The sequence below is a fragment of the Pseudomonas sp. GW822-FHT05A08 genome, assembly GCF_058800485.1.
On sequence record NZ_CM179511.1, the window covers coordinates 2,877,462 to 2,891,236 of the forward strand.

General features: G+C 59.1%; 9 protein-coding genes. 6 read left to right on the plus strand and 3 right to left on the minus strand.

All coding sequences use genetic code 11. From position 1 onward, the window contains the following. Positions 1-324 precede the first annotated feature (324 nt). From AC3RCP_RS12945 to AC3RCP_RS12955, 3 genes are read right to left on the minus strand one after another with little or no spacing between them, the layout of a single operon-like run. The gene (locus AC3RCP_RS12945) at positions 325-1,743 is read right to left on the minus strand and encodes an efflux transporter outer membrane subunit (protein ID WP_492569842.1); all 1,419 of its coding nucleotides are present in this window, start codon (positions 1,741-1,743) and stop codon (positions 325-327) included. Further along, complete coding sequence (locus AC3RCP_RS12950; protein WP_492569843.1) at positions 1,727-2,893, minus strand: efflux RND transporter periplasmic adaptor subunit; 1,167 nt, start codon at positions 2,891-2,893, stop codon at positions 1,727-1,729. Before AC3RCP_RS12950 ends, AC3RCP_RS12945 begins: the two co-directional genes overlap by 17 nt. After that, complete coding sequence (locus tag AC3RCP_RS12955; RefSeq protein ID WP_492569845.1) at positions 2,883-6,104, minus strand: efflux RND transporter permease subunit; 3,222 nt, start codon at positions 6,102-6,104, stop codon at positions 2,883-2,885. Before AC3RCP_RS12955 ends, AC3RCP_RS12950 begins: the two co-directional genes overlap by 11 nt. A 221-nt stretch (positions 6,105-6,325) precedes the next feature. Between AC3RCP_RS12955 and AC3RCP_RS12960 the strand changes: the two genes are divergently transcribed. The 6 genes from AC3RCP_RS12960 to AC3RCP_RS12985 all read left to right on the plus strand — a co-directional run bounded on the left by AC3RCP_RS12960 (position 6,326) and on the right by AC3RCP_RS12985 (position 13,671). Next, the gene (locus AC3RCP_RS12960; RefSeq protein ID WP_492569847.1) at positions 6,326-6,736 is read left to right on the plus strand and encodes a PA0061/PA0062 family lipoprotein; all 411 of its coding nucleotides are present in this window, start codon (positions 6,326-6,328) and stop codon (positions 6,734-6,736) included. Between the two features lie 287 nt (positions 6,737-7,023). Then, positions 7,024-9,624 (plus strand): leucine--tRNA ligase, encoded by a 2,601-nt coding sequence (gene leuS / locus AC3RCP_RS12965; protein WP_492569848.1) that lies wholly within the window; start codon positions 7,024-7,026, stop codon positions 9,622-9,624. A 538-nt stretch (positions 9,625-10,162) separates the two neighbouring features. Next, complete coding sequence (locus AC3RCP_RS12970; RefSeq protein ID WP_007920763.1) at positions 10,163-10,324, plus strand: hypothetical protein; 162 nt, start codon at positions 10,163-10,165, stop codon at positions 10,322-10,324. An 81-nt stretch (positions 10,325-10,405) separates the two neighbouring features. Continuing rightward, positions 10,406-11,425, plus strand: coding sequence for a nitroreductase family protein (locus AC3RCP_RS12975; protein WP_007920756.1), 1,020 nt, complete (start codon positions 10,406-10,408; stop codon positions 11,423-11,425). Next, positions 11,415-12,455, plus strand: coding sequence for a SagB/ThcOx family dehydrogenase (locus AC3RCP_RS12980; RefSeq protein ID WP_492569850.1), 1,041 nt, complete (start codon positions 11,415-11,417; stop codon positions 12,453-12,455). The genes AC3RCP_RS12975 and AC3RCP_RS12980 overlap by 11 nt, the downstream gene beginning before the upstream one ends. After that, positions 12,445-13,671, plus strand: a complete 1,227-nt coding sequence (locus AC3RCP_RS12985) for a hypothetical protein (RefSeq protein WP_492569852.1) — start codon at positions 12,445-12,447, stop codon at positions 13,669-13,671. The genes AC3RCP_RS12980 and AC3RCP_RS12985 overlap by 11 nt, the downstream gene beginning before the upstream one ends. Positions 13,672-13,775: the final 104 nt, after the last annotated feature.

A 13,775-nucleotide genomic window follows, 5' to 3' on the forward strand; every position in this document is an offset into this window, starting at 1 on the left:
CGGTAGGCCGCCTCGCGTTGTTTTTGATGGTTTGCCCCATCGGGAGGCCGAGTGGAGGTTCTGCGCAGTGGGCAACTCGGCAGGGATGCCGAGTTAGCCGCCCCAGGCCATGGATGGCCTGTGGCGGCGGCCCACGGAGCAGGACCGGACGCCAGGGGCAGGGCGTTTTGGTTACTTTGGCGCCTTTCCAAAGTGACCCGCCGTAAGGGCGGAACCCTAAGTGGCCGTAACCGCAGGAACGGATATGTACACAGGAGGATTAATGTTTTACGACTTCCAAGCCCCTTGCCACAGATCGAGCTTTCCATAGCCCTGCCTCTGGCATCAGCCCCCCGCGTTCCACCCCCCACCCAACGCCCCCACCAACCCCACACTCGCCTGCAACCGCCGCGTCTGCACCGCCTGCAACCCCCGTTGCGCCTGCAACGCCGCAGTCTGCGCCGTCACCACCTCCAGATAACTGACCGCCCCCGCCTGATAACTGTTCATCGCCAGGGCCTGCGTATGCTCGGCGGCATTCACCGCCGCCTGCTGGTCCAGGGCCTCCTGTTGCAAGTCCCGCAGTTGCCCCAGGTTGTCTTCCACCTCACGTACCGCCCGCAGCACCTGGCCGCGGTAATGGGCGGCGGCTTCCTCGAATTCGGCGTGGGCCTGGCGTTCGTTGGCGCTCAGGCGGCCGCCGTCGAAGATCGGCAGGTTGACCAGAGGCCCCAGCGCCCAGTAGCGATTGCCCGCTGCCAGCAGGTTGCCGCTGCCCTGGGTCTGCCCGCCGAGCAGGCCGGTGAGGCTGAAGTCCGGGTACCAGGCGGCCCGGGCCACGCCGATGTTGGCGTTGGCGGCGAACACCCGGCGTTCGGCGGCGGCGATGTCCGGGCGGCGTTGCAGCAGGGCGCTCGGCAGTTGTTGCGGCACGCTGGGCACGGCCAGGGTCTGCTGGGTGGCGGGCAGCTGGAACTGGCTGGCCGGTTCGCCCACCAGTTCGCCGATCGCGTGTTCGGTGAGGTTGCGTTGCCCGCGTACTTCGTCCAGCTCGGCCTCGGCACTGGCCAGCTGGCTTTGCGCGCGGGTCAGGTCCAGTTCCGAGGCGATCTGCCCCTGGTAGCGGCTGCGGGTCAGTTGCAGGGCCTGGGCGTAGTCGTCCAGGGACTGGCTGAGGATCGTGCGCTGCGCATCCAGGCCATTGAGCTGCACATACAGCGTCGCCAGCTGCTGTTGCAGGCTCAGGCGCGCCACCGCCAGGTCGTCGGCCGAGGCTTCGGCCTGGGCATCGCCGGCGGCCACCTGGTTACGAATCCGCCCCCACAGGTCCGGGTCGAAGCTCAGCGAGAAACCGGCGCTGTTGCTGTTGTACAGCGAAGGCTGGCTGCCGCCGCGCAACGGCCGGTGGTCCGACTGACGCTGGCGTAGCGACTGGCCGCTGGCGCTGATCTGCGGGAACAACCCGGCATGCAGCTGGCTGGCATAGGCCTGGGCCGCGTCGAAGTGCGCCAGCGCCGCCGCCAGGTTCGGGTTGGCCTTGAGCAGGCGTTGTTGCAGGTCATCCAGGCGCGGGTCCTGGTACAGCAGCCACCACTGGCTGGCCAGCTGATCCGCCGGTTGCGCCGGATGCCAGGGGCCGTCGCTGGTCTGTTCGCGGTAGTGGGCCGGCAGCTCCACGGTTGGCACCTGATAGCCGGGCGCCAGGGAGCAGCCTTGCAGGGCCAGCACCAGCAACACCGCAAGCGGCTCAAGCCTTGGGCGCATGTTCACCTCCGGCGTCGGCCAGTTGCACCAGGTCGCCTTCGCGCAGGGCATCGGGCGGGTTGTCGATGACCCGGTCGGCGGCCTGCAGGCCCTGGTCGATCACCAGCCGCGCGCCGAGGTCGAGGCCGATATGGATGTCCCGCAGGTGCACGTGGTTGTGCTCGTCGAGCAGCGCCACCTGGGTGCCCTGGGCGCGGAAGATCAAGGCGCTGGCCGGAATGCTCACGCCCCGGGTGTCGGCGGGCAGGGCCAGGGCGGCCTCGGCATAGTCGCCGGGCAGCAGCGCGCCGTCGGGGTTGTCGGCGACGAACTGGGCGAGCAGGGTGCCGGAGCGCTGATCGATGGCGGTGGAGTCGCCGATCAGCCGCGCGCTGAAGTGCTGGCCGGGGTGCTCCGGCACCGTCAGCTCGGCGCTGAGGCCGGGGCGGATCACGCTGGCGTAGTTCTGCGGCACCGGCACGTAGAGCCGCAGCTTGCGGGTGTCGGCCAGATCGAACAGCTGCGGGTCGCTGTCGTTGTCGGCCTTGATCAACTGGCCGATATCGGTGTGGCGCGCGGTGATGGTGCCGGCGAAGGGCGCGCGAATGGTCTTGTAGTCCTCCAGGGCCGAGAGCCGCGCGTAATCGGCAGCGGCCGCTTCGGCATTGGCCTTGGCGGCCGCGGCGTTGGAGGTTTTTTCATCGGCCTCCTGGCGCGACACCGAGTGGCTGGCCACGAGGTTCTGCCAGCGCACGGCGGTGGTCTGCGCCAGGCGCGCATTGGCCTGTTCCTGCACCAGCCGGGCATGGGCCTGCGCCAGTTGCTGGTCGAGGTCGGGGCTGTCGATTTCGGCGAGGACTTGCCCGGCCTGAACCTTGGCGCCGATGTCGCTGTTCCAGCTTTTCAGGTAGCCGCTGACTCGGGCGTGGATCGGCGCCTTGCTCCAGGCTTCCAGGTGCGCCGGCAGGCGCAGGACGTCGCCCTGGCGGTTCTGCTGCGGCTGGAACACCAGCACCTGGGGCACGGCGGCGGTTTCGGTCCAGGCGGCCACCGCGCGTTCATGGCGGGTGCGCGCGGCCAGGCCGTTGGCCACCAGCAGGGCGGCCAGGGTCAGGCCGCCGATGCCGAGCCACAGCAGGCGTTTGCGCGAGGGGGTGTGTTCAGGCGACATGGGTACTTTCTCCAGCGACAGCGCGAGTGGGGTGACGCCCGTGGACCAGGCTGAACACCACGGGAACGAACAACAGGGTGGCGGTGGTGGCGAGGATCAGGCCGCCGATCACGGCGCGGCCCAGGGGCGCGTTCTGCTCCTCGGACAGGGCCAGGGGCAGCATGCCGATAATCATCGCCAGGGCGGTCATGCACACCGGGCGAAAGCGCGTGTAGCCGGCTTCCAGCGCGGCCTTCAGGGCATCGCCGTGTTCCGCCAGGCGTTCGCGGCAGAAGCTCACCACCAGGATCGAGTTGGCCGTGGCCACCCCCATGCAGAGGATGGCCCCGGTCAGCGCCGGCACCGACAGCGAGGTGCCACTCAAGAACAGCATCCAGACGATGCCGGCCAGGGCCGCCGGTAGCGCGGTGATGATCACGAACGGGTCGAGCCAGGACTGGAAGTTGACCACGATCAGCAGGTAGATCAGCACCACCGCGCCCAGCAGGCCCAGGCTCAGGCCGCTGAAGGCTTCGTGCAGGGCATCGATCTGCCCGTGCAGGCTGATGGTCGCGCCCTTGGGCCGCAGCGCCTGGCTGTCGTCGAGGACGTGCTGGATATCCCGGGCCACGCCGCCCAGGTCGCGGCCCTGGACGTTGGCGTAGAGGTCCAGGGTCGGCTGGATGTTGTAGTGGGTGACCACCGCCGGGCTGTCCACCCGCGAGATGCTGGCCAGGCCGCCGAGGATCTGCGACTGGCCGTTGCTGCCGGTCACCGGCAGCGCCTCCAGCGATGGCAGGCTGTCCAGGCGGTACTGCGGGGTGGCGGCGACGATGGAATAGGACACGCCGTTCTGCGGGTTGAGCCAGAAGGTCGGCGCCACCTGGGAGCTACCGGCCAAGGAGGCCACCATGCTGTTGGTCACGTCGCGCTCGGTGATCCCCAGGCCATTGGCCCGCAGGCGGTCGACCTTGACCGCCAGCGACGGGTAACCGGTGGACTGCTGGATGCGCAGGTCGGCGATGCCCGGCACATGTTGCAGGCGCCGTTGCAGTTCCAGGGCATAGGCGCGGTTGGCGGCGCTGTCGGGCCCGGAGATTTTCACGTCCAGCGGCGCCGGCGCGCCGAAGTTGAGGATCTGGCTGCTGATGTCCGCCGGCAGGAAGGCGAACTGGCTGCCGGGGAAACTCTCCGGCAGGGCTTCGCGCAATCGCTTCACGTAGTCGGCGGTCGGCGCATGGCCGGGCTTGAGGGTCACCTGGATATCACCATCCTGCGGGCCGATGGTGCCGCTGCTGCTGTAGGCCATGTCGATGCCGCTCAGGGGAATGCCGATATTGTCGATCACGCTGTCCAGCTGCTCCGGCGGAATCACCTCGCGAATCCGCGCCTCGATGCGGTCGAAGGCCGCCGCGCTTTCCTCTATCCGCGTGCCCAGGGGCAGGCGCACATGCAGGGCCAGCGCACCGGCGTCGGTGGCCGGGAAGAAGTCCTGGCCCAGGCTCGGCAGCAGGGCGAAGGAGGCCAGCACGCAGGCGAGAAAACCCAGCAGGAAGCGCTTGCGGTGGGCCAGGGCCAGGGTCAGCAGGCCGTGGTAGGTGTCGCGCACGTTGGAGAAGCGCCGCTCGAACCCCTGCTGGAAGCCCAGCAGCCCGCGCACCAGGGCATGTCGCGGCGGGGCGTGCTGTTCGCCCTCGTGGTGGTTGATGAATGCGTCTTCCGGGTGATGCCCCGGGCCCGGCTCCGGCACATGGGGCTTGAGCAGGTACATGGCCAGTGTGGGCACCAGGGTGCGTGAGAGGATGAACGAGCTGGCCATGGCGAAGATCACCGCCAGGGCCATGGGGCGGAACAGGTAACCGGCGATGCCCTGCAACAGGAACATCGGCACGAAGACAATGCAGATGCACAGCAGCGAGACGAACGCCGGGCCGACGATCTGCCGGGCGCCGTCGAGGATTGCGTCCTTCACCGCCTTGCCCTGTTCCAGGTGCCAGTTGATGTTCTCGATGGTCACCGTGGCGTCGTCCACCAAAATCCCTACCGCCAGCGCCAGCCCGCCGAGGGTCATGACATTCAGGGTCTGGCCGCTGGCGGCGAGCAGGGCGATGGCCGCGAGCACCGCCAGGGGGATCGAGGCGGCGATGATCAGGGTCGAGCGCCAACTGCCGAGGAACAGCAGGATCATCGCGCTGGTCAGCAGCGCGGCGATGATGCCTTCCCGGGCCACGCTGCCCACCGACTGCTTGACGAACACCGAGGCGTCGCCCAAGAGCGAAGTCTTCAGCGCCGGCGGCAGGGTTTCGTCGATGCGCGGCAGCATCTGGCGGATGCCATCGACGATCGACAGGGTGGAGATATTGCCGTTCTTCAGCGCCGGCATCAGCACCGCGCGGTGGCCGTCGACCCGCACGATATTGCTCTGCGGCGGCGAACCGTCGCGCACATGGGCCACCTGGCCGATGGTGATCAGCGCGCCGTCGACGGTCTTGATCGGCAGGTCGTTGAGTTCGTCGATGGCCGTCGGGCTGTTGTTCAGCAGCACCGTGTACTCGCTGGCGCCGAGCTTGGCGGTGCCCACCGGGATGATCTGGTTCTGCGCCGCCAGGGCATTGCCCACGTCCTGCGCCGACAGGCCCTTGGCGGCCAGGGCCTGCGGGTCCAGGTCGAGGGTGATCTGCCGCTGCTTGCCGCCCATGGGCGTCGGCATCGCCAGCCCCGGTACCGAGCTCAGGGGCAGGCGGATATTGTTCTGCACCAGGTCGCGGATTCTGGCTTCCGACAGGGTCGGGCTGGAAAAGGCCATCTGCAGGATCGGCACCGTCGAGGCGCTGTAGTTGAGGATCAGCGGCGGCGTGATGCCCGGCGGCATCTGCTTGAGCACGGTTTGCGACACCGCCGTGACCTGGGCGTTGGCGGTGCGGATATCCACCCCCGGCTGGAAGAAGATCTTGACGATGCCCATGCCCGGCAAGGATTGCGACTCGATGTGCTCGATGTCGTTGACCGTGGTGCTCAGGGAGCGCTCGTAGGTGTAGATCACCCGGCCGGCCATGGCGTCCGGCGACAGGCCGGTGTACTGCCAGACCACCGCCACCACCGGAATGCCGATATCGGGGAACACATCGGTGGGCGTACGCAGGGCCGCCAGCGGCCCGATGATGCAGATAAAAATCGCCAGCACGATAAACGTGTAGGGCTTGAGCAGAGCGGTCTTGACCAGCCCGAGCATGCGGTGGACCTCCGAGGGAAAACGAACCTCGGCAGCCTGCCGCGACCCACCTAACACGCGGCTTTCAGCCAGGTGAAGGAAGTTTTAGGTTGGGCCTGAATTTCCTTTCACGGGGATTCATTTGTCCTGTGGCGGGTGCCTCGACACTCTGGATGGCAATCGGCGCGAGCGCTTTTTTCGCTCCGCCCTGTGTCGATTTTTTTACTGCCGAGGTACCTGCCATGAACGCCAAACCGCTGCTGCTGATTCCCACCCTGAGCCTGGTGCTGCTGCTCTCCGCCTGCGCCGGCCCGATGCCCAAGGCCGATCCCAACGAAGCCTGGATCAGCCTCGAAGAAGAGGGCCCCAGCGACCTGATGGCCGAACGCGTCGACGGCAAGAACGTCGACGACGGCCGCTACTTCGAAGTCCAACCCGGCGCCCACCGCCTGGACGTGACCCTGTTCGAGGAGGTCGGCGGCGACTCCAACCAGGTCGATTGCCGCGGGCAGGTGAGCTACCCGAACTTCAAGGCGGGGGAGCATTACAAACTGGTGGAGTCGACCTTGGGGACTGAGGTGAGGGCGAGGTTGTATGACGGGGAGGGCAAGCAGGTGGCGAGGGTGCGGGATTTTGAGTGTATGCCGGGGTGATGTTGACGCGGCTGGGGATCTATCGCGGGGGAAGAAAGTGTCGGTCGCGCAACGACTGGGCGTGCCGGCGGACTTCGCTCAGAGCAGACTGAACGCCGACCAGGTGCCGACGTGTGACGTCATCCGCACCGCACATGCCCACGTCTATATAGATGCATAGCGTAGGAGCGCGACTAGAAAGCCTTTGGATTTGTATTGTATGGTAAGGCGTTAACGAAATACGGGTTGGTTGACTAATGGAAGGTCATGAGATCTTTCTACTTATCGATAAGTAAAGAGAGAAATTTATGCAGGAACACTACAATCCGGCCGACGTCGAGGCAAGCGCTCAGGCTGATTGGGCTGCCAGAAAGACATTTGAAGTTTTCGAGGATCCTTCGCGCCCCAAATATTATGCATGTTCCATGTTGCCGTACCCGTCGGGTAAGTTGCATATGGGGCATGTTCGTAACTACACCATCAATGATGTACTGGCACGGCAGAAGCGCATGAAAGGCTTCAACGTTCTGATGCCAATGGGCTGGGACGCCTTCGGATTGCCCGCAGAGAACGCCGCATTGGCTTCTAATCAGTCACCTTCCGCCTGGACACGTCAAAACATACAAGACATGAAGGCGCAGTTGAGTCCCCTTGGGCTGAGTATTGACTGGAGCCGTGAAGTTGCAACGTGTGATCCTGATTACTACAAGTGGAACCAATGGTTCTTTCTGAAAATGCTTGAAAAGGGTATTGCTTACAAACATACCCAGATTGTTAATTGGGACCCTCTCGATAAGACCGTGCTGGCGAATGAACAGGTTATTAATGGTCGGGGCTGGAGGTCTGGCGCGCTGGTCGAAAAGAAAGAAGTTCCTGGTTATTACTTGGCTATCACTCAATATGCTGAAGAGTTGTTGAGGGATATCGATAGCCTGGATGGGTGGCCGGAAATGGTCAAGACCATGCAGCGCAACTGGATTGGTAAAAGTGAAGGGGTGAGTTTCGGGTTCCCTCACCAGATAAAAGACAAGAATGGAACACTTATCGAGGACGGATGGCTGTCGGTGTTCACCACTCGCGCCGAAACCGTGATGGGCGTGACTTTCTGCGCGATTCCCCCGGAACATCCGATCGCCCTGCGGGCGGTAGAGCTCAATGCTGAATTGTCTCAGGTGATCGAACAATTCAAAGGTGGCGGCACCAGCGAAGCACAATTGTCTGGCATTGATCAGGATGGCGTATTCACCGGCTTCACGGTGGAGCATCCAATCAGCGGCGTTTCTATCCCGGTTTGGGTGGTGAATTACCTGGTTGCGGGGTACGGCACGGGTGCGGTCATGGGGGTGGCGGCACACGATGAGCGTGATTTTTCGTTGGCCCGCAAAAAAGGCCTGCCGATCCGGCAGGTCATTCATATTGATGGGGTGGAGTACGACGACCGTTCATGGGATGCGTCATACGCCGCGAAGGATAAAGGCGTGCTGATCAATTCTGGCGAATTTGACGGCCTGGGACTCAAAGAGGCGAGCGAAGCTATTAGTGCCCGACTTGCCAGCCACGGTGGTGAGAAAAAAATAAATTGGCGACTCCGGGACTGGGGTATATCCCGCCAGCGTTACTGGGGCACGCCGATCCCGATGATTTATTGCGACAAGTGTGGCGATGTACCCGTGCCGCTCAAGGACCTGCCTGTCATTTTGCCTTTGGACTGCATACCAGACGGTTCCGGCAATCCTTTGCTCCAACAAGCGGATTTCCTGCATGTCGATTGTCCGACCTGCGGTAGCCCCGCACGGCGCGAAACCGACACCATGGACACGTTTGTCGATTCCAGCTGGTATTTCATGCGCTACTGCGATCCGGGTAACCAGGACGCGATGGTCGCTGGGCCAGCGAAATACTGGATGCCGATGGATCACTATATCGGTGGCGTCGAACATGCCGTCCTGCATTTGCTGTACGCACGGTTCTGGACCAAGGCGATGCGCGACGAAGGCCTGATCGATCTCGATGAGCCCTTCAAGAACCTGTTCACTCAGGGCATGTTGCTGCGTGAGTGCTTCTACAGAGAAGCGCAGGACGGCGCCAAACGCTGGTTCTACCCGGCGGAAGTAGACGTCAGGCTCGGCGATGGTGGTCAGGCGGTGGATGCGGTTGCCAAGGAAGATGGTTTGCCCGTGATCATGGGCGGCATCGAAAAAATGTCCAAGTCTAAAAATAACGTTGTCGAGCCACGGGAAATCATCGAGAGATTCGGTGCCGACACAGCTCGCCTGTTTACTATTTTCGCAGGGCCACCCACTCAAAGCATTGTCTGGAGCGACAGCGGCGTGGAGGGCGCCTATCGCTATCTGCGACGGTTATGGAGTTTCGCCTTCAAGCACCAAGACACCCTCCTCACGGCAGCCGCGCAGCGAAGCACTCTGGACGAGCGTTCGGCACAACTTCAGTTCGAGATTCACAGCGTGCTGGAGAGCATCAACAGGGACTATGAAAAGCTGCACTACAACACGATCGTCTCCGGCGCGATGAAAATCCTCAACCTGCTTGAAAACGAGAAGGCCGCCTCAGGCAGCGTCATTCGAGAAGGGGTCGAGATCCTGTTGAAAGTCCTCTACCCGATCACGCCGCACATCGCGCATGTGCTCTGGACCGAGCTGGGGTTTGACAAGGACATTCTCGAATCGCAGTGGCCTGTGGCGTCGCCTGAGGTTCTGACTCGCTCAGAGTTGAAGCTGGTGGTGCAGGTCAACGGTAAGTTGCGCGGGGAAATTGTGGTATCTGCGACGGCTGACCGAGCGGAAATAGAGGCCTGTGCACTTGGGGATGAAGCGGTAGCGCGCTTTATAGAGGGCACTCCGAAAAAAATCGTGATTGTGCCGGGTCGTCTGGTCAATATCGTGCTGTAACCATCTGAAGTAGGGCCGCTCGCTCCTTGCTCCGTTACACCAGCGTCAGCCTTCAGGGAAGGCGCTGGTGGCTGACGTCTTCCAACCCCATCCTCCGCGGCGCCGCTTGAGCAGCGTCGGTCTCTTGGCCTCTCAGCGTCTGAAACAGCTTGCGTAGAGGCCTCAGCGCTTCAAAAAATTAGAAATCGTCGTGGATTGCTGACTTTTTAGATACTTAAACGAAATAACATAATGTCATTTGATTTCCTTTCGGACTTAAAAGTCAGGCGCGTGTCTGTGCTTCTATTCTTTTAATGCGGATAATTATTAATTAGGTGGCCGGTTTTTTACAGAGTTACACCTAATGTATAGGGTGATTAGATCATCGGATTTTGGTCGGTAGTCGTCGTACGCTGATTCGTCAAATTTAAAAAAACAAGTTGACTCGGTTGGTGTTTCTAGGACGGAGACTTGTATGTTGACACTATTTTTTAGTTTGCCTAGATTCAACCCGTTCGTTATCCGCGGACGAAAAATAATCAACAGAGGAATGTGAACAATGTCTATTGAAAAAGCTTGCGTAGCATCTAACGAAACCTCGATCAAAGCGGCTGTAGATAACTCCCAGAAAATCAACGAGCAGTATGATGTTGCCGATTTTGTGGAAATTGAGCGTAACGAAGCTTGCCTGCAACATGGCGATGGCGGCGTTAACCACTAAGTTAGCCCTGTTTTCGTCATAAGTTGTCTCGGAGCAGGGCAAGTAAAATTGCCCTGTTTCATTGTTCAGGAGCAAGCAGGCATGGTTGCCAGTCTGTCGGTTAACCCCGATCTTAGAATTATTACGTTTGAACACTCTGCGCTGGCTTATCTGGTCGGTTCAAGCAAGAAAATTCAAATTTCCTTTTCTGTGGTTGAATACCTTCTTGGATTTTCCGCCCGTCCGGCCGCGTCTCAAACAGACTCGACGGGAGAGGACGGTTTACTCGGGAAACTGATCAGCAGCGGATTTGTAAAACTAAGCGCTGGCGCCTCACCATGCGACCGAAGGACCGCTGACCTGGAGCGCTACAACTGGAAGAGTGCTTCAGACTATTTGAACGTTACGCACAACTATCCGTTCTTTGAATACGACAAGGATGGTCGTAGCAAAGACAATAACCGGATGCAAGAATATCTGGCTGTTGAGCAAGAAATTGAGCGTTCCAAAGTTTACGTTGATGCCCCAGTCGCGGCGCAGGGGGTCAATCCGCAGTGCAGTGCGGCACTCATTAGTGATGGCGGCACGCAGGGCGACCTGGAGAATATCCTCAGCGCATTGAGCCTGAGCCTGGGCGTACAAAGGGAAGCGCAACTCAATACGGGCGGTCGGATATTAAAGAAGACAGTGCCCAGCGGCGGCGGGCGACATCCGGTTGAAGCCTATCTGGTGGACTTCGCCAACCAGACTGTCCATCACTTTAATGCTGTGACGTATAGCCTTGATACTGTCAAACGTGTCGAGTCCCCAGACCTGTACACCACGATATTTGGCGTTCGGGATTCGTATATAGATTTTGCTGTTAATTTTGCAGTGGTCTTTACCTGCATCTGGGAGCGCAATATGTTCCGCTATCGCGAGCCGAGAACCTTCAGGTCCGTGCATTTGGATGCCGGGCACGCCTCGATGCAAGTTGAAACGGCACTGCTGAAGATGAAGTATAGAAATCAGGCTCAATATAATCTTCAGGTTATAAACTTCGAACGTCTGTTGGGGCTTGATCCGCTTGTGGAAGGGGTGATGAGTGCCGTCATGATCGGGGAACAGTCGAATGCAGCATGAAATCCTGAAAAACGCTTATATATCCTTCGCGAATAATCGTGACAATACTTTAGAGTTCAGCGAGCTCAGCAGTGGTAGAAGTTTCAATATCGCACCGTCTTTTTTTATTCGCCCCGACTATGCTGAGCGGATGGCTGCGATACGCAATGAACGTCCCCCGGCAACCCACACCCTAATTAATCCGGCCAGTACAACCCATTGGGCCGAGAGAGGTTGGGAAGCCTGTATTCCTTTTTACTTGTTGTCCAGGACCATCAAGTACGTTGATGATGACAAGGATCGAGCGAAGATTCTTGATAATAAATACTGTGAATATGAGATGGCTTCAACGTGCCCGACGCCGAAGGTTCCAGTATTTATCGAAAACGCTCAACCTGCTTTTGCACTACGAAAAATTGCTTCGGCCAGTAATGACTGGATGCCGGGCTTTCCGGAAAAAGCACTTAAACGCAGGAGCCATCGAGAATTCAAAAGGCTTCCTCTTGAGGTGGCTGAGTTTCAGGAAATACTGTCGCACTCGGCATCCCGATTGCTGGAAACTCTGGACGTGTGCCAACGACTGGATGGCAGCCGCTTAAGATACACCAAGAATTTCGGTGCGGCATTTTCCTCGTATATCGTGGTGTATGACATCGTTGGCCTGACGCCAGGTGTTTACTTTCTCAATTTGGAAGAACTGAGCTTCGGGCTGATAAAAGAGGGAGATTTCAGAGAGCCGATGTCTCGTATCATCTGGGGTATGGTGGCTCCCAAGACAGCCAACTATACCTTGGTGTTAACCGCCACACCCAGCTGTTATGCCTGGCGCTACCGGCACGATAAAGCCTTGAGAAACCTGTTTATCGAGGCCGGAAGAATCATGCACATGCACGTCAACGCCTGTAGCGAATTCAATGTGCAGGGCGTTACAACGCCAGCGACAAGGGATGATGAACTTCGAGCCCTTCTGCATATCGATTTGGCGAGCGACGAGATTCCCATGTACACGGCAACGATGGGGAAAGTGGGGAACAGAAATCTTGAAGAGTAACGACGCCCTCAGCGACATCTTTTTTGTCATCACCGGCGGCGTGGATGTTATCAAGGGTATCAGCATACTGATGTTGATCAGCGTCGCTTTTCCTCATCAATTCAGTGTGTTGAGCGTGAACATCGACGTGATGTCCGCGTTGATTCCGTTCGCATCGCCCTGGGTGATTGCCTTTCTACAGCTTTCAAAGGTGTCAAGGTACCGCGCCTACAGTAAGTGCGCGGCAGCGCTGATCGTCGTTGGGGCAGTGATTTCGATTCTGTATATAGTTGTTTCGCTTAACATGATTGAGGAAAGTCACCATAACACCGGCCTGTTGGTGTTTTTGTTACTTAGAATGGTGTCTGTCTGCGTTCTGGTGTTTGCTTCACTCAATCAAGCCTATTTGATGTTGTTGGGTTATGGTCGGACGGTGTTCTGGGTGCAGATGGCAGTGTGGTTGTGTAATGTCGCACTTTATTTGACACTCTGGCTGAGCGGTATAGAGTTTTCCTACGTCTTGGCGGGATTGGGGATGGTAGCGATCGACCTGGCGCTGTTTGTGGTGGTTGTATCGATACTCAAGGCGTCGGGGAGTATTCGCCTCAGATCAATAAGGCCCTCGTTTAAGTTCAGTTTGAAAATCAGCAAAATTGTCTTGCCTGAGCTGTCCACGGTGGCCAGCATTTCATTGTCAGGTTTGCTACTGAGCGTTGCCGCATTCAAGATATCTCAGGAAAGTTTTTCTGATTTTCGCATTCCCTTTGCGTTTCAAATGGCCTGCTGGATGATTTGTACGCGCGCAGCTGTATTGATCATCCGCCGCTATTCAGCGCAGGATTCTTCACTGTTTTATAGAGCGATTATTTATACATTCAAGGTCACCTGGTTTGTTCCGGTCGGGCTTGCATTGGTTGTCGCTATTCTGGCCAATCAACTGTCGCCAGGGCAATTCATTCATTCGCTCCTGGCGATGGCTTACTATCCCGCCATGGCCATTGTTATCTCGCTGAATGGGGTGTTTCGGCTGACGACGATGAACAGCATTATCTCCGGCGCTAACAAGTGGCTGTTAGTTGTGTATTTTGTGCCTTTGAGTGTGTTGATCTATTTGGGGTATGTCGGGCCGGCGTCTATTATCCATTTTGTGGGCATCAGTTACATGGTCAGACTGTTGCTGATGTATCACTTGCACAGAAAAAGGATTTTTCTGAATGATAATAGATGCCTTGTATAAGTCAAAAAAGTCACTGTTCAGGTATAACACCGACACCGGACAGTTACTGTTTTCACAGAGTGAGCGTTTGTGGGACAGGCTGTCTGCTGAAGGATTCGATTGCA